Consider the following 22,777-nt stretch of genomic DNA (forward strand, 5'->3'; position numbering starts at 1 on the left):
AAACTCTCCATTAAAGACCAACCGAAGTTGGTTTATAGAAAGAGCGATAAGCTCATGTTGAAACTGACGAGATAAAAATATCTCTTGTTTGATTTTGCGAACAAAACCGTTTTACTCACTCGTTGTTCAGTTTTCAAAGATCAAATCAACAGCCGTTTAACTGGCTGGATATATAATTTATCACGTGTATACCTATCAGGCAAGTTGTAATATTTACCAGTTTGCTAATTTGTATTTCTACACGGTGTAGTTTTTATTAAAATACTCCAAACACACGATGATTTACCTGTAATAACCGAAACTCTCTTACTCCTACTTGAAGTGCAGAGTTGATCAGGTATAAACGTCATAAATCAGAAAAGCAGAAGCTCTTTATGTATTGGATGAGCTACTGCTTTAGCTTTTATGATAAAAATCCTGAAATGTTCGTTTAGCTTAAAGCTGTAGCTAAATCCTGTATCAAAAGTTCAGCAGGCTCATGCCCTACAGCCAAGCGGATAAGCGATTCAGGCATGTGTTGTTTTTTTAGACTCTGCTTATTGAAGCCGTAGTTTGGTGAGATCACCTGACTCTCCATGGACCCCCAAGATACACCGATCCGGATCAGTCGCAGTTTATTGATCACTCTACATATATCCTCATAAGTCGAATCCTTTAGTTCAAAACTGAATAATCCGGCATAGCCTTTGAGCTGTCTACATGCGAGCTCATGTTGTGGATGAGAAGGGAGTCCGGGATAATTCACTTTGGAAATGGCCGGATGATCTGATAGAAAACGAGCAACCAACAAAGCATTTCTCTGATGGGCTTCCATTCGGAGCGGGAGTGTTCTTAGCCCCCGAATGAGTAGCCAGGCTTCAAAAGGGCCCAACGAGCCGCCAATCAACTCATACTCTTCAGCATACATACGGTTTATTATCTCTTTAGAAGCGATCACTGCCCCTGCAATTAAATCATTATGACCACCCAAGTACTTGGATGCGGAGTGAACAACGATATCTACGCCCCATTCCAATGGTTTTTGGAAAAGGGGTGTAGCCCATGAATTATCTATGATTGTGCGTATACCCTTCTCTTTGGAAAGCGCAGTTACCTCCTGAATATTTACCATATCGAATGTGAATGAGGTAGGAGACTCCATAAGAATAGCTCGGGTCTGCGGTTTGATGGCACTAGCGACTGCTTCTGTAGAAGTCGAATGTACGATTGTATAGTCTATATGGAACCTCTTTAAATATTGGGCTAGGCTGACGGAGGTCTCATATATGTGTCCGACCAAAATCAGATGGTCCCCTGCGGACAAGCTACACATTAGCGCGGCGCTGATAGCAGCCATTCCGGAAGCAAAGCACTTACAGTCCGCCCCACCTTCCAGCGCAGCAATCATTTGCTCTGCAATCTGAACGGTAGGATTGGTTCCCCTCGAATAGACATAATGCTCCTTTTCATTATTAGCTGCTTCAGCATAATCTTCGTAAGTATCAAAGAAAAATGGAGCAGTCTCATAAATAGGAGGAGCAGCAGCCTTAGCAAAATACCCTAGTTCGCCCTCAAATCGGAGACAGATAAGCTGATCATCCGAGAAACTCAAACTGATCACCACTTTCTGAAAAAATTTCAAACCCATAAGAGGTAGTCTCCTCAATCCGGGACCCAAATATTCTATAAGTCAAACTGCTCTGCACCCTGTGCTGGTTGATTGCGAAATTCGGAGAATTATGAGGCTTCCAAATGTCTTTCACTAAGTATCCAATTCATAAAAATAACGTATATTTTGGGGTTACAGGGCAAAGATATGCTTTATCAAAAAAAGAGGGGGTTCACATGTGTTAACACGTTGGATTAGAAATGTTCTGAAACCTGGAAAAAGGTACACACAGGATATCGAAAAATCCAAACAGCAAGCCTCTTCAGAACCCATAAATCCATCATTAGCACATACTCTATCTTTGCTCAAATTAAAACTTGGGAAAAGCTCTGACTTTATAATTCGTGATTTTCCCGAAAGTCCTACCCATGCCGGCCAATTTGCCGTTTGTTATATTGAAGGACTGATTGACCAAAACTTGCTTTCTGATTTAATGGAGGGCTTGATTACAGAGATGGCCTCCACAGCTTCTTTGAAGCTTGAAAGAATTACTGCTGCTTCATTATTAGAAAGAACAATACCGAGCTAAAAAAACAGCCCGCTTCGTAATTTAGCCTCTTTTATTGTGCTTTTTCTATTTCATCGGCACGATGTAAAGTGTTCCATCCTCGCTAAACTCTGCATAGGCAATCTTATCGATACTATCATATCCCTGCTCTCGCACTTTTGCTTTAATCTCTTCAATATCGATTGACTTCCCACGCATAGATTCGTTCAGGAATTTTCCTTTATCAATGACTGTAACAGAAAAAAGATCAGGCTGTGCATCTATTCCCATATCCTGAGCGGCGGGTGGCTCGTATTCGGGTTTGCGCATGACTGACAATGAACCGTTCGTCTCTAACGTGGCATACCAGACCTCACGTAGAGAAAAAATATTTTGCTGGCGCAGCATGGAGAGCAACTGTGTGAATTCTATATCATATTTTTCAAGCATCTCTTGATTGACCTGGCCCTTATCCACGAGCAGCACTGTTCGACCTTCTGCCATATAGCCAAATTTCACAAAACGGGTCGTCGCCTTTTCAAAAAAGTAGGCCAGCGCGCACCATAGTGCCAAAGCAAACAATAGCTGCCCAATGGTTACCTTATCGTCATATAACGTATTTCCCACAATTTCGCTTAACACCAATGATGTTAGGAAATCGAGTGGTGTTAACTGACTGAGTGTTTTCCGACCTGTAATAAAAGTAATGATCCACAAGCCAAAAAAGCTGATGGTCAATTTGACACCAATCGTAACAAATACCTCCATAAGTATGCCTCCCGGAAGAAGTTGTTTTCCTTATGTGTTATTTACACCTGTCTACCTCAGCATAAACAGAGGCTTATTCCTAAAATTGTTCGATTAAAAAAGCCCGCTACCAACTAGAGGCAGCGAACTTACTAATTACGGCTATTAAATAATCTTAATCTTTCAGATGTTTATCAAAAAACTCTTAACCACGTCCAATATATGTGGCTGGTTAAAGGCAATATGCCAGCTCCCGTAATTTTGTGCATAGTGACATCATTGCCCGCTAGCTTGGACTCTGGAGTCAGGATTATCTACTTTTCACAAGAAGCTGAATCGCTTCTTTAACCAGCTTATCCGTGTCTCCTCCAGCCTCTTGCTCTTCCAATATACATCGTTGCAGATTCTCTGCTACAATTTGGGCAATCGCTTTATCTGATGCGTTACGTACAGCAGATAACTGGCTAACGACGTCTTTGCACGATTTTCCTTCATCCATTAAACGAAGTACCCCACGCACCTGTCCCTCAATCCTCCTCAGGCGCGTTTTCAGTTCATCACTGTAATTGTAATCCATAAGTAATGCACTCCTTTTTTGACTTACCATATACACGTATAGGTATATTATAAACCAAAAAAATAAATAGGATACCCTAAATAAATAGATTCACCTTGCCCTGCGAAGCATCCCCCAAGTAGGCGGCTACACCAGCATATTCCAAACCGTCGATTAACTCTTCTTGCTGCAGCCCTAACAAATCCATGGTCATGGTACAGGCGACGAGCTTGATCCCCTGCTCTCGTGCCAACTCTATAAGCTGCGGCAAGGAAAGCGCATTGTGCTTTTTCATGACATGCTTGATCATCTGTGGACCGAGTCCGGCAAAATTCATTTTGGATAGTGCAAGCTTTTTGGGTCCACGAGGCATGATCCAGCCAAAGGCTTTTTCGAGTATTCCCTTATTGGTGCTCACGATTTCATCCTTGCGCAGCGTATTTAGCCCCCAAAAAGTAAAGAAAATAGTTACTTCATGATCATATGCTGCCGCTCCATTCGCAATAATGAATGCAGCAATCGACTTATCCAGCTCCCCGCTGAATAATACAATCGTTGTTTTGGACTGAACATGTTCTTGATTATTTGTATAAATTCCTGCTGTCGTACTCATATGGATTCGCTTCCCTTAGTTTCTCCAGCCCATTCGGATATGCCTGAAAGCACAGATTTGACTTTTTTAGCGCCTTTGGAAACTAAGAACTGACAAGCCATTTCACTGCGTGCTCCAGCTTGGCAAATCACTGCGATCTCTTCTTCCAAGTTCAGCTCAGAAAGTCTGTTCTCCAGTTCGCCAAGAGGGATGTGCTTAGATCCAGGGATATGTTTAAGCGCAAATTCAGCGGGTTCACGAACATCAAGCAAAATGAAGTTCTCTTTTCCAGAACATTTTGCTTGTAGCTCTTCATGGCTTATCGTAGAAGAAAATATTTGCTCCTTCTTCACTTCAGCCGGATTTGCTTTTCGTAAATAATGTCGCATTACATCTCCTTCTTGGAGGGTGCCCAAATATTGATGTCCGGTGTTTTTAGCCCAGCTCTGAAAATCGGCTAATGAACCTTTGTCAGTCGCCTGAACCTCTATAATCTTTCCGGGAACGAGCTCATTCATAGCCTTTTTTGTTTTTACAATAGGCATAGGACAAGCTAGCCCTTTGCAATCAAGAATATGATCTGCTTGGATATTGTTAGTTGATGACATTCTATAACCTCCGCCTTTTTCTTGAGGGGACTTAGTTTAGTTAAATCTCTTTATACATATACCCCTATGGGTATTAGAATAACGAGACTCGCTTCTCTTGTCAACTTATTTGGCCGTTTTTTCTCAGAAGCAAATGAAATCATGTCTTGAACAAAATAAAATTAAAAGCAAAAAAAGCCGCGCAAAAACGCGACTCTAATGCATAAACCCAAATTAATCGTCTTTTTTCATCAGTTCTGGCAGATCCAGCGACATCGAAATATTACACAGCATACCTCTGGCGAGAAAAAGCATCGTTCTTTCCATTGCTTGTTCAATACCTGCCCGTCGGAAAGCATCATAAACCGTCGTATGAATTTCACGGAATCCTTGCTGCATCACGCTTACAATCTCATCCTCGCGGATCGTCTGCGCCTGCATTTGCAAAAGTGTTTCATTGCGGTATTCCATCATCATTTGCGAATAGGCTGCAATTAGCTCTTGCTCGAGCTGTTCAGATGAGGCCGAATGAATGACTCTGTGAAAAGAGTCTATGATACGTGCAAATGAAACCTTCAGGGCTTCAACAAGCAACGCTTCCTTGGTAGCGAAAAAACGAAAGACATAAGGCTGAGAAATATTGGCCCGTTCCGCAACTTTGGCTGTTGTAGCTCGGTAGTAGCCCATCTCTGCAAACACTTCAATGGCAGCAGATATGATTTCCTTTTGGCGATTTATAGAGGTTGACGTAGCTTTAGCCATGTTTTTTTCATCCCTTTATTTAGCACAGTTTTCTGATTAGTGATTAATCAATTACAAATTAGTATAAACGACATAACCTAAAAATGCAATGAGTTTGAACAAAGTCGCCTCCGCAATTCTGACGGAAACGACTCTGTTATATACATCCAATTATGGTGTTTTAGAGTTGAAATATAATCGTATATAATTGATCTTTTGCGTTTTGGTTTGATAGGAAAATACTAAATAATAACTAAGTCCTGATGTGTTATTGATCGTATAATTAGCTTCTGCTGTGTCAGGTATGTCTCTAGAGGTGTCAACGGTTTCCGTAGGTTTGCCCAATTCGTCAACAACTTGTTTGATAAGCAACTTCTTATAGTCTGGATCGGAAGATGTAATTTCTGTAACTTTATCACTTCCATCCAGCATGATGTCTGTATGATACTTAGCATAGCTTCTCATAGGACCTGTAGAACCTGACTCGGATTTCCCCCACAGCTCAAATAACAAATCGCTACTAGTTCCCAAGCCAAGACCTTTAGGCAAATTCGGTAAGGTCCCCTGCTTGGCTGCGCTGAGTATAGCAGCTGCGGAGCTGTGTTTACCGTGAGATGAAGCTGTACTACTGGCAGGTTCTTGATGGGTAGAGGTTGAGCCTTGCCCATTAGTATTGAGATCCGTGTTTTGATCTGTAGAACTAGCAGGGGGTGTGACTGTTTCTGCTCTAGTAGGAGCAGTTGATTTTTCCTCCCCGCTATTGCTGCATCCTGTCATCACAGCAAAACCTATAGCCAATAAAGCACTAGTGGTGATTAGCTTGTAAGCCAACTTTTTACGATCATAAGATTGATGTGTATGCTTCATTATAAGATCACTCTTTCCTTGTTCTTGGGTACAAACCAAGTGTAACCGAACCTCATTTCCGGAATACCTCTACTTGTTTCCAACTTGTAAACAAGGACATTGATGATTTTCTAACATACCCTATTTACGACCATAAGCTCCCAGCTGTTGTTTAGAAAAGGAGTAAGGAGAGTCACTCTTCTTCAACCATATATTCCCTTTAATGATGAAGATGTATACAGCAAAAACAAAGTAGATCGTACCCGCAATCCAGTCTATTGCCGTTGGGATGTCTCGCTGTACTATTTCATGAATATACCAGATTCCGACTGGAACATGCAGGAGAAGTGCCGTAAACAAGCCAGGATTATATAAAGTTTTTGCTTTAATATTGACAACGATACCGTGCCAAACGACCTGAAAGAATCCCATAAAAATTGGTGCGAGTCCAAGCCAGACTACTTGCGGGAACCATACAGGGAGCAGATAAAACACATAGGCAATTGCCACATTGATAATCATCGCTGATTGAGTGTTTAAGGGGTAATGATCCGGTGTATCACTTTTAAACATAACATTGTTAAATAAACCAGCAAAATATCCAGGCCAGCGGTACTCCTCAAATTGATGAAACAATATAGCTACAAAACTCAACCATAACATGCCTGTTATATCCGAAAGGATAGCTGGATTCATAAGTAAAACAATACATACAACCACACCGATTATAGCCCCTGCATCTTGCCAATATTTTCTTAAAAAATTCATATTAGTCACCCCTCTGATTTATTTTTGATCAAAATATCTTTCAAACAGCAGATTTAATTGTTCCTCTATTGAAGGTATTTCCACAGCTGCCCCTGATTCAAGAATCGGACTCATCAGTGCAGGCAGAAAAATAGCTCCGAATATTTGCAGCATCATCGCTAACAAGCGCTCCGGCTGTTGCTCGCCTGTCAGCTCCTTGATCGTACTCTGAACCTTTGGAAATCCCATTATGTTTAAAAACCTTCCGTATTCCTGTTGAGATGTAAAGGGCGTGCTGCCCATGGCAATAATTCGCGAAAGAAGCTCTGGATATTGACGAATGACCTGTAGATAGTTAAGTAAAAATTGTTTCAGTCTATCTTGGGGGGGCATCGCTGTATTGTCCAAAATAGAAAAGGTGTGCTGAAAGCCATTTAATATCACTTCAATAGCTTCACTGAGCAGATTTTCCTTGGAGCCAAAATAATAATTAACTAATGAAATATTAGTAGCAGACAGGTCGGCAATTTTTCTGATTGTAACCGCCTCAAAACCTTCCTTTTGAATAAATTCCAGCGTAGTGTCTAAGATTTTTTCTTTGGTTTGTTGTTTTTTGTCTGGGTGATTCATGTTTTTCCTCCTCCTGTTTCGTCCAATCATAACGGATGAATGAAATGGGACGATTTTATGTAAATGACTTTTCAAACAGTAATTAAAACGTTGTTTAAATTACTGTTTGAACTCAGTTTAGCACTTTATATTTCACAAAACAAGGGGCGATTTGAGATTTAGGTATAGAAAAACCCGCAAAACGAATAAGATCGTTTGCGGGTCGATTGAATGGAGATTGAAAAAAGGCCTAAATAGCCCAATTTCCTTTGCGGAACACGGCTTCTTTGCTTCCGTCTTGCAGTTCGCCGTCAATATCCAGCTCAGCTGAGCCGATCATGAAGTCCACATGAGTCAGGCTGACATTGGCACCGTTCTGGAGCAGCTCCTCCCGGTTCATTTGTGTGCCATTTTCCATATTAAATGGATACGCACTGCCTAGAGCCAAGTGACAGGAGGCATTTTCGTCAATACCTGTATTGTAAAAAATGCGATTGAGATTGGAAATCGGTGAATCGTGCGGCACCAGTGCAACTTCTCCCAAATAGCTGGCCCCTTCATCCGTAGTGAGCAAATGAGTCAAATGCTGCTCGCCGGATTCTGCTGTATATTCAGTGACTTTACCGTCCTTAAAGGTAAACGTTATGCGATCCACCAGTTGTCCATTTAAATTGAGTGGCATGGTACTTGTGACATGACCATTCACACCTGTACGCTTAGGCATCGTGAACACTTCTTCTGTCGGCATATTCGCGACAAAGTAATCTCCGCGTTCGTTCTCACCACCACCGCTGCGCCAAATATGTCCGTCAGCCAGTTCAATTCTCAAATCTGTTCCTGGTGCACGATAGTGGAGGCTTTTATACTTTTTATGATTCAGCTTGTCTTGTACCTGTTCAAGGTTTTTCAAATGTTTCTGCCAATTCTGAATAGGATCAGAGCCATCTACACGATTCATTTGGAAGATTGTATCCCACATGACACGTATACGATCTTCTTCTGCTACATCAGCAAATACTTTATCGGCCCAAGCCTTCGTCGGCGCTTTAATCAAACACCAGCTAATTTTATGATTTCGGGTATATTTGGAAAAACCTTCTCTCGCCGTAGCCGCCGCCTTGGTCGCACGAGAAACCTTTTGTGGATCAATGCCTTGATATAAATCAGGGTTCGGCACTTTAATCGTTAGTGTGGCTCCTCCCTCTTCAGCAAATTTCTCCATCATTTCTGCCTTCCAAGCAGGGTAGTAATCAAAGCTGGCTTCGTCACCATGTTCAAAACGACTACGTGTAATGGAATCATCCTCGAACTCTACCTGTACATATTTAGCGCCTGCTTCATAGGCTTTGCTGACAATCAGGCGTGTAAACTCAACAGTTTCCAGTGGTGCAGTTACCAAAAACGCCTGTCCGGGCTGAATGTTAACCCCTACTCTTACGACCAGTTCTGCGTATTGCTCCAACAATGATTCAAATGTACTCATTTTTCCACGCTCCTGTTCCGTTTTGATTATATTGAATGATTTCATCACTACAGTACGGATTGCTTCTCCATTTCACGCAGCTCCACTCTTCGTATTTTGCCCGAGCTAGTTTTAGGAAGCTCTTGAATAAACTCTATTTTTCGTGGATATTTATAAGGCGCCGTCCATGTTTTCACATGATGTTGCAGTTCCTTCACTAACGCTGGTGATCCTTCTACTCCAGCTTTGAGTACGACAAAAGCCTTTACAACATGTCCACGGATTTCGTCAGGGCTGGCTACGGCAGCACATTCCTGCACGGAGTCATGCTTCATAAGCGCTTCCTCTACTTCAAAAGGACCAATGGTATAGCCAGAACTGATAATGATATCATCCCCACGTCCTTCGAACCAGAAATATCCATCCTCATCTTTGCGAGCCCGGTCTCCCGTAACAAAATAATCTCCGTGGACACTAGCTAATTTGCGTTCTGGATCATGGTAATACGTATGGAATAATGCCGGCAGATCAGCGCGTACCGCAATATCGCCCACTTGCCCCGGAGCCAGCGGAATGCCATCCTCGTCTACGACCTCAACGAGTCCCGGTGCAATAGATTTGCCCATTGAGCCTGTACGCAGAGGTGCATCCTTTAAATTACCAATAATTAATGTGCTCTCTGTTTGACCGTAGCCGTCACGAATCGTAATGTTGAACTGCTCCTGAAACTTATTAATGACCTCCTGATTGAGAGGCTCTCCCGCAGAAACTGCGCTGCGCAATTGGGATAGATCATATTGATCCAAACCATCCGTTTTCGCCATAATCCGGTATTCTGTCGGCGTACAGCACAACACTTGGATTCCGTACTGCTGCATGAACTGCAAATAGCGACCCGGACGAAACGGACCATTATATACAAATCCCGTCGCTCCATTCCCCAGTACGGATAAAAACGGACTCCAAATCCACTTTTGCCATCCTGGTGCAGCTGTAGCCCATACTACGTCTGAAGCTCGAATATCCAACCATGGTGATGTTATCCGCAGATGAGCATATCCCCAGCCATGGCTATGTACAACACCTTTAGGATTTCCCGTGGTGCCCGATGTATAGGCCAGAATGGCCATGTCGTCACGGTGTGTCTTTACAGCTTCAAAAGTATCTCCCTGTCCATCCATCAGTTCATTCAGCACGAGCCAGCCAGATACATCTGCCGTGTCGTCCCCGGAGACCACGATACGATAATCCAGAGCAGGCAAATCATCATTTATTTTGTCCACTTCGCTTGTTACTCCCGTCCAGGCAATGACTGCACGCGCTTCCGAATGGCGAAGACGATATGCAATATCCTTGGCACGTAGCATTTCTGAAGATGGAATGACAGCAAGCCCCAGCTTCAAGCAGGCCAGATAAATTACATACGCAATAATACGCCGTGGTACTACGACCAGAACCCTGTCACCTTTGTTAAATCCCAGATTTGCGAGTCCTCCAGCCAGCCGGTTAGCCTTTTTCAACAGCTCTCCGTAGGTGATTTCTTCGTATTCTCCTGTCTCACTCAGCCACTTGAGTGCAGTTTTACCAGTATCATGGTGTTCCATTTCCGAAGTCATATTGTAATATTCAGGCGCAAGCCATTGTTGTTGATCTGTCAAATTATACCTTCCCCTTTATACATAAGATGAGATCCACTTTCTTACTGTAGTATAACACGTCTTAGTACCAGGTTCTAATACCAGAATCATTTTTTTGGAAAAAAATAAATTTGGTAAAGCGAACGATAAAAATAAAGAGCCTGATTTCAGGCTCTTTTTCTTCACCGCTATCGTGATTCTACAACTGGAGTTCTACCATTGTAAAAGCTGCTTCCTGCCCGTTTACGAGCAGCGCAATCCGGTGCTCTCCCGCATAATGGCGACGAGTTGTCAGGTCTGCAAAACGGTGTGTCCGTGTACCTGTAAGACGGGTTCCTCCAGGGACCGTTTTGTCAGATAGCAAAAACAGTTTACGTGAGACTTGTCCTCTCGCCTTCACAAAATCGATGCCGTACTCGATACGGACTCGTACTGGGTCACCTTCTCGAAGCTGAAGCGCGTAGCTCAACTCACAGTTATCACCGAGCCTTAGCAAGGCAGGGGCTGTGCTGAAAGAGGCTTCAGTGACTAACGGCGCCCCGTCTGTTTCATCCGCATAGCCAAACATTGCCATCACTTCGGGGATGGATTTGCGAATCAAGGTTCGACAGCCATGACGCACAATCCAGTCGGTGTCAGGATGTGTCCCTTTCCACCGTTGAGCCGTAGCAATGACCACATCAGGATGATCCTTGGCAATATCGTTCAGGTTGTTGGCTACACTTTTACGTACATATAGTGATGGATCGGCCTTCAGTAATTCCAATATGGTCAATACTGGAGCAGGATTGCGCTTAAACACAGGCAATGCCTGTCCCCAGGGTAGCCTTGGACGGCAGCCTTCGCTGGCAAGACGGCGAACGTGTTCACTTTGGTGTCCCGCCCAGGTCGTCATCTGCTGCATCATCCGTTCTGGTTCACGCAGGAGGAAGGGTCTCACGGCAAACTCCGCAGAAGATTTAGATGTGAAGCGCTCCAGTGCCTTCATGGACAGGTCCCAATGCTCTTCTCCCTGCCCATACACCTCCACAAAATCGGGGAAAAACAAGTACGGAAAACCACTGCAATGCTCGTCTATAGCAAAAAGAATATCCAAAGCTTCTCTATAATTGCTGGGCAAAAATGACCCTAATGTAAACGAAATACGCCGTATTCGTTCTTTTAGCTCCAGTTCATCCCAATTTTCATCCATCACTTGATGGATGAATCCGATGGTATCGAACGGCATGTACGCAGACTGTACTTTTTCACCGAATTGTTGAAGAAAATTCTCCGTGTACATATTTTTTAAGGGCTCGGCCATTATATATCTCCTTTAATATGTGAATGTAAACTACGAATGATATCTTCGTCTATGATAACCATAAACGGCGCTCCAACACCAGCGCCAAAATAGTCAGCCTAAACGAGCGAAGCCAGACATACTAAAAATGCCAGACCCTGTGATGAGGACCTGACATTTTGCATGCGTGGCTTATGAATTGTGGAAAGGGGCTACTCCTCCAATCTCCTCTGATGGAATCTCAAACTGGCGAATATCCTTGACCAGGAACATAACCAATCCGCACAATCCAGTAATCAGTCCGCTGAAAAAAAGGACCTCACTCAGAGCAAACCGTAAAGCTAACGCCCCTCCAATCAAGGCCCCTAATGGCAGAGCCGCGCTCGACAAGGTGTTAAGAAAGGCTGTAACACGTCCCAGTAACGGCAGCGGTGTAATAATTTGAATCAAAGACGTTTGCAGTACATTGATGATGCCTGTAAAAACGCCTAATAACAGAGCTGCCAGCAGCTTCATCCACATCTCCGGCACAATGGAAAACACATAGATTGCCAGCCCCATAGCTACCCAGGAAACCGCGATGGTAATGCCGTTCTTTTTCAGTACACTGACCAGAAAGGAACCGATGAAAATACCGATAAAGTAGGCTACATACAGCAAGCTGTAATAGATCGGCGAGCCATAGGATACTGCGATAGAAGGCATGGCAATGACCAAGATCGCCATCGAAAAGTTTGTCAGCGCAAAGAACGGAAGCATAATTCTCAGGAAGGTGTGCCGTTTTACAAAAAGATACCCTTCTTTCAATTCGTTCAGATAGTACACGATCTTTAGCGAACTCCTTCCGTTCGTGTCTTCCACCGGAGGAGCATCAATTTGCTTGTTGAGCCTGACATATACAAAGCCTGCCAGAAACAGCATCGCGCCGGCTAGAAAAAAAGTATTTTTCATCCCCATTGCGATGATGAGCGAGGCTCCAGCCAGATATCCGACAATATTAATAACCTGATCCGTCGACGAAATCATGGAATTCGCCCGGACAATCAAATCCGGCGAGCCTATCAATTGCGGCAGCATTTTACTATTGGCCGGATAAAAGAGTGTGGAGAAGCAGGATGCAATGAATACAATAACAAGGATAGCGACCAGATTGACCATCCCGTTCTGAATGAGAAACGGGACGGCCAAAATGAGCACAGCCTGCGTAAACAAGGCGATGCTGGCTAACAAAGGCGGTGAATAACGGTCCACCAAAGGACCTACGAGAAAGCTAAAAATCGACGCCGCAGATACGGCCGTATACGTGAAGCTGGTCATCGCCACCGACTGTGTCGATTGCTGAACAAAATACAGCAGGACGATAGAATAAATGCTGTCTGCGATATTGGCAGAAGTACGAGATGCAAAAAAACGGATAAAACGGCTATCCTTAAACAATAGATTCACATCTTCATCTCCTTACTGCAAAATGGTCAAAGCATTCAAGAGCCTGTCACTAGCAGTCTGGAAGATTTGATGGATATACTGGTCGTTCTCATGATATGGAATGGTAAGTGAGATTTTCAGAATATCCCCTACATGCTCTGACTCAAAGAAAATAACCTTGTTGACATTGGCCTGTGTGCCTTCGGTATGCAGATTGTCGAGCAATTCTGCATCCTCTCGTCCCTCACCCAAATAGTTGAATACGATAGGCAGCTGTTCAAGTCCTTTTTTCAAAATGCTGCTGGATACCGGGTAAGCTTTCTCCATTTCAGCATTGAAGATCAGATTGAAAAAGTTCAAATGATAGCGTGAAGCAAAGCCCAGGTGGGTATGGATACTCTTTTCATAGGATTCAGTGTCATCTTCCTGCAGTACAACGGGTATATGATCAATACACTCGCCTACGGTTCCAAAATAGTTTCGGTCGCCATATTGTCTTCCATAATTAGTAAGCCAAAGCGGAACATCAGAGAGTTGGAAATAGCTGCTGAAAAAACGTACAGCCATTTGAAGCGAAATATCCCACATATTCGCAGCGCTGTGCTGCTCTGAAATGTCGCTTAAATTCAGCTCCCAACGATATCTGGTAGTGTCCGCATAGTTGCGTTCTTCGGTCAGCACATGGATACGATCATTATTCTCACCAAACGTCTGGAGTTTGAATTGCTCGCTGATTTCCTGATCCCCGATTCCTTGAGGGCCTTGGCGGATATGGTTTACATATTCCCCGTATTGCACCTCTTCTGTCGCATGTGCCGTCTGCTGCGGACGATGATATTCATCAAGGAGTTGTCTGCGCAGGATGTCACTGCTCGTAGCATCAAAAATGATGTGCGAGCAAGGGAGCAATAGCAGATGTTCCCGCAAATTTAAGCGAATCAGGACGATCCGGTACTGCAGCGACTGTGCAAGTTCATAAGGTTCTAAAAATAGGTTAGAGGCAATGGAAGAAAGAAGCCTGCGTTGTGCTTGTACCGGCTGATCCGAGAGATCAACAGTCGGTAAAGAAAGATGCTCTGGAACTGGACGCAACTCCCATTCCCATGCTCCGGACGATTGAACAAGTACGCTTCTTAGCAATTCATGGCGTTGAATAAGCCGCTGAATTGTTACGGTCAAACGCTCGGTGTCCAAGTAGCTATCTAACTGCACAGCCATACCCGAACCTGTAAAATGTTGCAAATGGTAATGCTGAGCTGGTGCAAGCGGATAGCGCCCAATAGCATTCAGACTTAGTATATTGGTATTCCACTCTGTATTTAACTCAGCAATGCTGGCAAGCCATACATCGGCCTGTTGTTTAAGTAAGGTTTCTTGTTCTTCGTGTATCGGTGTAGCTCCGAGAATTCTATCTGGTTCGTCGGTTCCCCAGCGAACGATATAATGCGGGTGCAGGTCTGGATGGATATAAGATTGGATAAATTCAGAGATTGCCTGAACTTGTTCTACACAAAAAGGCTCTACTTGCAGGAACAAATAGTTTTGCTTATCGGTGGATACGGACTGAAGCAAGACCTGTACACCAAACGCTTCTGTAATAGCCCGCTCAACCTCCTGAGCTTTCGCAATGAGCGTATCCGCGTTCACTCCGCCCTCTTCACCACGTTGTAAAAGATCAGACAAGCTTCTTATCGTCTGATATTGAAGCAATTGATGTATATCCAGCGGAATGTTCGATTCCTGTACTTTGGATACCAGTTGAATGGCCTTCAATGAATGACCTCCAAGCTCGAAAAAGCCGTCGTCAATGCCGACCTTTTCAACGCCAAGCACTGCTTGCCACAGGTCCGCCAACTGTTGTTCCACTTCATTTCTTGGAGCAACGTATTCCATATCGGAACCGCTGGTCATTTCTGGCTCAGGCAATGCTTGGCGGTCGATTTTACCGTTCGTTGTCAGAGGAAACGCTGGCAGGAACACATACTGGGCAGGAATCATATAATCCGGCAACTGGCCAGTCAAATGGGTCTTCATATCACTCTTAGATAGCGGTACGTCGGTTGAGATATAAGCACAGAGCGTTTTTTGACCATCGTTTGTGCTTTTTACGGCTACGTGCACCTCCTGAACTGCATCATGCCTCATGAGCTGGGTTTCAATTTCCCCAGGCTCAATACGATATCCGCGGATTTTAACCTGCTGGTCTATCCGTCCGAGATACTCCAGATTGCCATCCGGTAGCCATCTGCCCAAATCACCTGTCCGATACATTTTTTCGCCCGGAATGAATGGATTAGGGACAAAATTTAGCTGGGTCAGATCATCCCTGTTCAGATAGCCACGTGCCAGACCATCCCCGCCAACACATATTTCTCCTTGAGCACCAATAGGCAGCAGCCTGCTTGAAGAGTCCAAAATATAAACAGTTGAATTGCCAATTGGACGACCAATAGGAATGCGATTATATTCCTTATCAATCGGGAAATAAGTAGAAAATGTTGTGTTTTCCGTCGGGCCATAGACGTTGATAATGTTCAGCTCCGGAGAATGTGCTCTCACTGTATTAATGATCCCAGGTAAAAGCACATCCCCGCCCACCAGTAGGTGCTCTAGCGAAGCAAAGAGATCTGGTTTATGCTGAGTGAGTTGGTTAAACAAGGGCGATGTCAGCCACATCGTTGTAATATGATATCGATTCAGCGCTTCACCAAGCTGAACAGCATCCAAGATTACGGATTCCGGTACAATGTACAAGCGCAATCCGTTCAGCAAAGCTCCCCAAATTTCAAAGGTACAGGCATCGAACACGAGCGCCCCGGTCAGCAAAATGCGCTCGTTCTCGGCAAATGGCATGTAATTGGCGTTCTTCACCAGCCGTATGACATTCCGGTGTTCAATCATGACACCCTTGGGACGCCCGGTCGAGCCGGATGTATACATGACATAGGCCAGATCGTCTGCCGTTGTCGATTCGGAAAAAATGAAGTCGTCGGAGTCGTAGGAGCTGATGTCGGCCAGATCCAGAACAGTACCGGAAAAATCGAAAGTGTTCATCTGTCTTCCCTTGTTGGATAGGGTTAGCAGAATTTCGCTACCGCTATCCTGAAGCATAAACATAATCCGTTCTAGTGGATAAGAAGGCTCCAGTGGCAAGTAGGCTCCACCCGCCTTCAAAATACCAAGAATACCGATAATCATTTCTGGTGAACGTTCAGTCAAAATGCCTACGATGGTATCCGGCGTAACACCCAGTTTCCGCAGCTTCGAAGCCAGTTGATTAGCTTTTTTATTTAACTCGCGGTAAGTTAGCTCACGATTTTCAAATACAATAGCTACTGCATCCGGTGTTTTCTCTGCCTGTAATTCAAAGCCGTGATGTATGGTGTGGTCCGATGGATACGGTCTCCGTGTATCATTAAAATCAAACAAGAGCTGCTGTTTTTCCTCCGCTGTCAAAAGATCAATCTCCGAAACCCGGATATTTGGGTTTTGAATAACTTGCTCCATCATTTGGATGAGGTGAGCAGCCAATTGTTTGATCGCATTTTTGTTATACGTCAGCGCGTTATAGCTAAATTTGATTTCCAGCTCTCGGCCAGGCATGACGATTACATTCAAATCATAATTGGTCTGTTCAATATCCTCTATTTCACCAACACGGAGGGCTTTAGGATTTTTTTCCAGGCCCGTAAGTTCTTCCGAAACGGGAAAGTTTTCAAAGGCGACAATATGCTGGATCAGATTTTGTTTTAGTACACTATGGGCTTGAATATCAGCCAAGGAAAAATAGGAATACCGATTGGACTCCATCAAGGAATCCTGTATAGACGTAAGCAAGTCGGAAAACCGCAGGTCAGCGGAGCTTTTAACACGTACAGGTATGGTATTAATGAATAATCCGACCATATTTTCAATACCGGGGATTTCATCAGGTCTGCCCGATACGACAGACCCGAAAATGACGTCCTTACTGTTGTTGTACGTTTGTAGTAATAAGCCCCAAACGGTTTGAAATAAGGTGCTGACGGTGACACGGTTTTGTTTGGCGATTTGTTCCATGCCTTGGGTCAGCTGCTCTCCCCATGTGCATATGAGTTGCTCTGCCTGAAACGAATGATCGACGGATCGAGTATAGCCGGGCACGACGGTTTCATTTTCAAAATCAGTCACATATTGTTTCCAGTATGCTGCTGCTTCCTCTTTATTTTGTCTTTCCAACCACTGAATAAAGCTGCTAAATGGATGGACAGGCTCTAATTTTAAAGGAGTATCGTCCCGAAGTGATGTGTAAATATCAAAAAAATCTTTGGCTACCGTCCGCAGGCACCAGCCGTCCATAATAATATGATGAGAGATCCAGATGAGCTTTGAGGTGTCCTCATCCCACTGTACAAGCGCTAACCGGATGAGAACCCCCTTTTCCAGATCAAAACCTCTCTGCCGCTCTTCCTGTAAAATGGCTTGAAGTCGTCTGTGCTTTTCCGCATCCGGTAGACTACGCACATCTTCGGTATGGACAGGAGCAGCTAATCGTTCCTCCAGTACACCCTGAAGCGGACGATCCATCTCCTTATACATGAATACCGTACGGAAAATATCATATCGCTCAATCAGCTTTTGTAAGCTTCGGCTGATTAGGTTGGTATCCATAGCTTCATGAATGGTAATAATCGTTTGTTCGAAATAAGCCTCTGACTTTTCATCAAGTATGGAATGAAATAGCATTCCCTCCTGCATCGGGGATAGCGGATAGAGGTCTTTAATTTTCACTTGGTGGTTTAACACCTTATTTGATAAGCGATTTGCAATATTTTCAAACTGGTCCAGAGACAATTGCCCATATGTAAAATCCGTCGGGCTTTGTTCTGCTGTATCCTTGGCACAGCAATGGCGAATAAGTTCGATCAGATGAGTCTTAAAGCTGGCTGTAAGTCGCTCCACCGTCGATGCTTCATATTCACGTCCGTTGTATTCGAATACAATGCGGAGTCTTTCGTCAGTCACCGCACCATGAATATCAAAGCTGGACGCTTTTTCAGTCAGAGGGTTGATTTCAGTACCAGCAAACGTGGATAGTGGCGAGGTACGCCATGTCGTACCTTCTCTGGCTTCTCCGTCAAAGCTAAAGCTGATCTCAGGTGGCTTGGCAGAAAAAAGAGCTGCCCTATCCTGCTGCTCCCTGTCGGTCAAGTAGCGTAAAATGCCATAGCCGACACCCTTGTTGGGTACACGTCGCAAATTGTCCTTAACCAGCTTGATTTGATGGGCCAAATCTTCGGGCTTGCTCACATTTACCACAAACGGATACACGGACGTAAACCTGCCAACTGTACGGGATACGTCAATGTCTTTAATCAATTCCATCCTGCTATGACTTTCCACCTGAACTGCAATTTCAGCATGTCCGCTCCATTCCCGGTAAGCCAGTCCTAGCGCCGTCAGTAAAATATCATTTGTTTCTGTATTGTAAGCATGGTGCGCGTGTTTCAGCAGGTTTTCGGTTTCTTCCCGGCTGAGTGTCACTGCGGATCTGCGCCCGTCACGGATCAGGCTATCTGGAACCTCATGATCTTTTGGTAGCGAAAGTATTTCACGAGCTTCTACCGTATTCCAATAGCTGATTTCCTGACGCGCCAGTTCGCTTTGCGCATACTTGGACAGACGTGTTGCCCATTCTTTGTAGGAATCGGTCTTGGCGGGTAACTGTAGCTTTTCACCGTTAGCTAACTGTTGGTAGGTTGTTTCCAAGTCTTCCAGCAGGATTCTCCACGACACACTGTCTACGACAAGATGATGAATGACGATTAACAAATGATCGGATTCCTGTAGCCGGATTAAAGCCAAACGCACAAGCGGGCCGTTACGCAAATCAAAACGGCTTTGTAACGCGTCAGTGAGCTGCGCGATTTCTTCCTCAGGCTGGTCAGCATGTGAAAAATCGTAGCTTTCCAATGTAAAGTGTTCACCTTCGGCTGTGCCTCTGTTATAGGCGACAGGTTTTTTTTCACGTTCATCAAAGGTAATGCGCAAGGCATCATGGTGCGTGGTCAGCTTGTCCACGGCGCTTCGCAGCAAGGTTTCGTTCCATCTTTCGGGGTTCTTGAGCATGACAGCCTGACTGTAATGATGACGTTCTGTTCGATGATGCTCAAAAAATTCCCATTGGATCGGTGTCAACTCCACTGTACCTTGTACCGCCCCCTGCGGGATGGTCCGAATTACTTTTTTTATATAAGGAGCAATCAAATCAATCTGCGGATGGCGGAACAAATCCTTCATGTCCATTTTGAGGCCCTTCGCGTTCAATCGGGCTGCGATTTGCAACGCTTTGATCGAATCACCACCAAGCTCGAAAAAGTTGTTGCGCAGACCAATCGGCTTAACACCAATGACTTCCTCCCAGATGGAAGCGAGTGTTTGCTCCAGTTCGCTCTGCGGCGCTTCATACTCGACGTCGGTCAACACAAAATCTTCGGGTTCTGGAAGCGCACGTCGATCAATTTTACCGTTATGGGTCAAAGGCAATTGATCCAGCACGATAATATGTGCGGGCACCATATAGCTTGGCAACTGCTTGGCAAGCTCTGTCCGCAAGAAGGATTTGTCGGTTGTACCTGCTACGTAGGCGCACAAATACTTTTGTCCGGTTTTATCCGTTCTATCCGTGACCACCGCTTGGCGTACCTCATCCAATTGGAGTAAGGCCGACTCAATTTCACCAGGTTCGATCCGGTAGCCACGAATTTTCACCTGAAAGTCAATCCGACCGATGAAATCAATGTTGCCATCCGGCAGCCAGCGTGCCAGATCTCCGGTGCGGTACAGACGCTCTCCCTTTACAAAAGGATTCGGTACAAATTTCTCCGCCGTCAGGTCAGGACGGTTCAAATAACCGCGGGCCACAGAAGCGCCGCCCAAGCACAACTCCCCGGCTACGCCGACAGGGAGCGGACGCAAAGCCTCATCCACGATATATACTTTATGATTCGGCAGTGCCTTTCCAATCGGGACGATACCTGACGGAGGCAGACGTTCAGCTGTTTCTTCATAAAAGCTGGAATCAATAGCCGCTTCGGTTACACCGTAGGTATTCATGATGCGCATCGTATCGCCGAAGTGATTCAAAAGCGTCCGGTAGTTTTCAACGCCAAAGCTGTCCGCGCCTGTAGTAAGCAGCTTCATGGCACTGACATCTGTACCGTGTTCATATACGTAGGCCATAAGCAACGTCAACAAGGCTGGCGGAACTTCAAACGTCGTAATTTCGTGCTGTTCGAGAAACTGGGCCAAAGCTGGAGGATCGTTGCGCACATCCTGTGGACAAATGACCATGGTGCCTCCGTTCACGAATGTCTTGGCCAGATCACCGGCAAAGACATCGAACGACATACTGGCAATCTGAAGGAGCTTGACGGGAAACTCTTTTAACTGGTGAGCTTCTCTATAGCCCCACGCCGTATTTACGTAATGGCGATGCTCGATCATCACGCCTTTGGCGTTGCCCGTCGTTCCCGATGTGTAAATGACGTAGGCCAAAGCCTCAGGATCATAAATAGGTGCGTAGATAGGCGCTTGTTGATGGGAATGCTCCGCTTGTGAAGCTTGTTGAAGTAACGCTGGCAAGTCCAGCACTTCACTCGCAAAATCCACATCGGCCAATAGTTCAGTCAAGGAAGACTGCGTGAGCATAATCGTAGCTCCGCTGTCCTGAAGCATGTAAGCAATTCTTTCTTTCGGGTAGGTCGGATCGACAGGTACGTAGGCAGCTCCCGCCTTCATAATCCCTAACACAGCGATAATCATGTCTGCTGAACGCTCAAGCATCACGGCGACGAGATGTTCGCGTTGGACCCCGCGGTTTTGTAATGCTTGAGCAAGCAGATTGGCCTGCTCATTCAGCTCATGATAGGTCAGTGCAGTATCTTCGTAGATGACAGCGGTCTGTTCCGGGATACGTTCTGCCTGTGCCTCAAATATTCCATGAAATGTTCCGGTAGGATAGTCGGCAATCGGTCCGCTCCATACATTGGTGAGTTCCGCCTCTTCTGTAGCGGTCAGCAGACGAATGTTCCGCAGCAGGAGTTCTGGTGTACGTGCAATCTGGACGAGTACATGCTCCAAATGCCCGGCTAACCGTGTCATCCCTTCATCGCTGTAGACATGGTTGTTGTAGGACAGCATAAAGCTCAGCGCTCTTCCGTCCTCCACTTCGATGTTGAAGTGGTAAGGTGTTTCTTCGGACAGCTGGGCGTCCTCCATGACGAATCCAAGCCGTTCCTTCAGATCAGGCCGGCCAACCATATCCTCCAGCGGGTAGTTTTCAAATACAACAAAATGATCCATGAGTTGCTGCTTGAGCGCTGACTGGGACTGTATTTCAGCGAGTGAAAAATAGTCATACGCCCGTGATTGAACCACGCTGCGCTGCACTTCACGAAGCAGACCTGAGAATGGCAGATCTGCATCCAATTTGATTCGTACCGGTATTGTGTTAATGAAAAGTCCCAACATCTGTTCAACACCTTCAAGTTCCGGCGGTCGGCCGGAAACAACGGTGCCGAAGACGACGTCTTCACTTTGGTTGTATCCTCCAAGCACCACTCCCCATGCAGCCAGAAACAGACTGCTAAGGGTTGTTCCGTTGCGTTCAGCCACCGTCCGCAATTGACGGGTTGTTTCATCCGTGAGTGTTATTTTATGCTCATGCAGCAAGTACCCGGTATCTGGCTGGAGCGGATGGGCTATTGGCAGGGTTGGCAGCACGGCTGGCTGATCATAGCCGTTCAGGATGGACCGCCAGTATTCCTTCGCCGCCTCCTTATCCTGCTTATCCAGCCAGCGGGCATAGCCAGTATAGGGCTGCGGTGTTGGCAGTTGTACGGTCTTACCCGCTTTCAGTGCTTCATAAGCCGCGAACAGCTCGTCCATAACGATTCCGAGGCACCAACCGTCCATAATTATATGATGAAAGCTTAAAAGTAGCGTATATACGTGCGTTTGGGTTTGAAGCACAGCCAGACGAATGAGCAAATCCTTGCTCAGATCGTAACGATGGTTTCGGTCTGCGTCTGCGTAGCTGCGAATGGCCTCTGCTTGCTCTGCCTCGGGAATATTCGTCAGATTCTCGTAACGAAGCGTTGGATTTCGCTCCTTAAACACGATGAGCCGCGAACGGGAAGCACTTTTATGATAAATATTCGAACGAAGCGTTTCGTGACGCTGCACCAGAGTCTCGAAGCTCTTTTGCAGAGCCTCCAGGTTCAGTTCACCCCGGATGGTCATTCGTACTTGCTCATAGTACGCCTGTGATTCCGGCTCCATGACTGTATGAAAGAGCATCCCCTCCTGCAAAGGCGTTAAATTGGCCACTTTTTCGATTTCAAGCCTTTTACTCATCGGATTTCCCCCTCA

At 45.2% G+C, this 22,777-nt stretch carries 15 protein-coding genes; 1 reads left to right on the plus strand and 14 read right to left on the minus strand.

The window, feature by feature from the left end; all coding sequences use genetic code 11:
* Nucleotides 1-430 precede the first annotated feature (430 nt).
* A complete protein-coding gene (locus tag G9G54_RS22235) occupies nucleotides 431-1,591 on the minus strand; it encodes a trans-sulfuration enzyme family protein (RefSeq protein WP_165179741.1) in 1,161 nt (386 codons plus the stop codon).
* Between the two features lie 235 nt (nucleotides 1,592-1,826).
* Here G9G54_RS22235 and G9G54_RS22240 point away from each other — a divergent pair, with 235 nt between their 5' ends.
* Nucleotides 1,827-2,177, plus strand: a complete 351-nt coding sequence (locus tag G9G54_RS22240) for a hypothetical protein (protein WP_238808331.1) — start codon at nucleotides 1,827-1,829, stop codon at nucleotides 2,175-2,177.
* Between the two features lie 45 nt (nucleotides 2,178-2,222).
* Here the strand turns inward: G9G54_RS22240 and G9G54_RS22245 are convergent, their stop codons facing one another.
* From G9G54_RS22245 to G9G54_RS22305, 13 genes are all read right to left on the minus strand, one after another.
* Nucleotides 2,223-2,903 carry a YetF domain-containing protein gene (locus G9G54_RS22245; RefSeq protein ID WP_165179647.1) on the minus strand — a complete coding sequence of 227 codons (681 nt, stop codon included), beginning with the start codon at nucleotides 2,901-2,903 and terminating at the stop codon, nucleotides 2,223-2,225.
* Nucleotides 2,904-3,192: 289 nt separating this feature from the next.
* The gene (locus tag G9G54_RS22250; protein WP_013310304.1) at nucleotides 3,193-3,459 is read right to left on the minus strand and encodes a metal-sensitive transcriptional regulator; all 267 of its coding nucleotides are present in this window, start codon (nucleotides 3,457-3,459) and stop codon (nucleotides 3,193-3,195) included.
* Between the two features lie 76 nt (nucleotides 3,460-3,535).
* The gene (locus G9G54_RS22255; RefSeq protein WP_165179648.1) at nucleotides 3,536-4,051 is read right to left on the minus strand and encodes a DsrE/DsrF/DrsH-like family protein; all 516 of its coding nucleotides are present in this window, start codon (nucleotides 4,049-4,051) and stop codon (nucleotides 3,536-3,538) included.
* Nucleotides 4,048-4,638, minus strand: a complete 591-nt coding sequence (locus G9G54_RS22260; RefSeq protein ID WP_023988551.1) for a sulfurtransferase TusA family protein — start codon at nucleotides 4,636-4,638, stop codon at nucleotides 4,048-4,050. The genes G9G54_RS22255 and G9G54_RS22260 overlap by 4 nt, the downstream gene beginning before the upstream one ends.
* 213 nt (nucleotides 4,639-4,851) lie before the next feature.
* A complete protein-coding gene (locus G9G54_RS22265) occupies nucleotides 4,852-5,379 on the minus strand; it encodes a TetR/AcrR family transcriptional regulator (RefSeq protein ID WP_069080840.1) in 528 nt (175 codons plus the stop codon).
* A gap of 150 nt (nucleotides 5,380-5,529) precedes the next feature.
* Nucleotides 5,530-6,225 carry a DUF4309 domain-containing protein gene (locus tag G9G54_RS22270; protein ID WP_165179649.1) on the minus strand — a complete coding sequence of 232 codons (696 nt, stop codon included), beginning with the start codon at nucleotides 6,223-6,225 and terminating at the stop codon, nucleotides 5,530-5,532.
* Nucleotides 6,226-6,345: 120 nt separating this feature from the next.
* Nucleotides 6,346-6,972, minus strand: a complete 627-nt coding sequence (locus tag G9G54_RS22275) for an HXXEE domain-containing protein (protein WP_023988548.1) — start codon at nucleotides 6,970-6,972, stop codon at nucleotides 6,346-6,348.
* An 18-nt stretch (nucleotides 6,973-6,990) separates the two neighbouring features.
* Entirely contained in the window at nucleotides 6,991-7,581 is a 591-nt protein-coding gene (locus G9G54_RS22280) for a TetR/AcrR family transcriptional regulator (protein ID WP_165179650.1), read from the minus strand.
* Between the two features lie 229 nt (nucleotides 7,582-7,810).
* Nucleotides 7,811-9,043 carry an aminopeptidase gene (locus G9G54_RS22285; RefSeq protein ID WP_165179651.1) on the minus strand — a complete coding sequence of 411 codons (1,233 nt, stop codon included), beginning with the start codon at nucleotides 9,041-9,043 and terminating at the stop codon, nucleotides 7,811-7,813.
* Between the two features lie 47 nt (nucleotides 9,044-9,090).
* Nucleotides 9,091-10,680 (minus strand): acyl-CoA synthetase, encoded by a 1,590-nt coding sequence (locus G9G54_RS22290; protein ID WP_165179652.1) that lies wholly within the window; start codon nucleotides 10,678-10,680, stop codon nucleotides 9,091-9,093.
* Between the two features lie 178 nt (nucleotides 10,681-10,858).
* Nucleotides 10,859-11,962: a DNA alkylation repair protein gene (locus tag G9G54_RS22295; RefSeq protein WP_165179653.1), complete on the minus strand. Its 1,104-nt coding sequence runs from the start codon at nucleotides 11,960-11,962 to the stop codon at nucleotides 10,859-10,861.
* A gap of 171 nt (nucleotides 11,963-12,133) precedes the next feature.
* A complete protein-coding gene (locus G9G54_RS22300; RefSeq protein ID WP_165179654.1) occupies nucleotides 12,134-13,387 on the minus strand; it encodes an MFS transporter in 1,254 nt (417 codons plus the stop codon).
* Between the two features lie 12 nt (nucleotides 13,388-13,399).
* The gene (locus G9G54_RS22305) at nucleotides 13,400-22,762 is read right to left on the minus strand and encodes a non-ribosomal peptide synthetase (protein WP_165179655.1); all 9,363 of its coding nucleotides are present in this window, start codon (nucleotides 22,760-22,762) and stop codon (nucleotides 13,400-13,402) included.
* Nucleotides 22,763-22,777: the final 15 nt, after the last annotated feature.

It is taken from the genome of Paenibacillus sp. EKM212P (genome assembly GCF_011066115.1).
Lineage (GTDB): Bacteria > Bacillota > Bacilli > Paenibacillales > Paenibacillaceae > Paenibacillus > Paenibacillus polymyxa_B.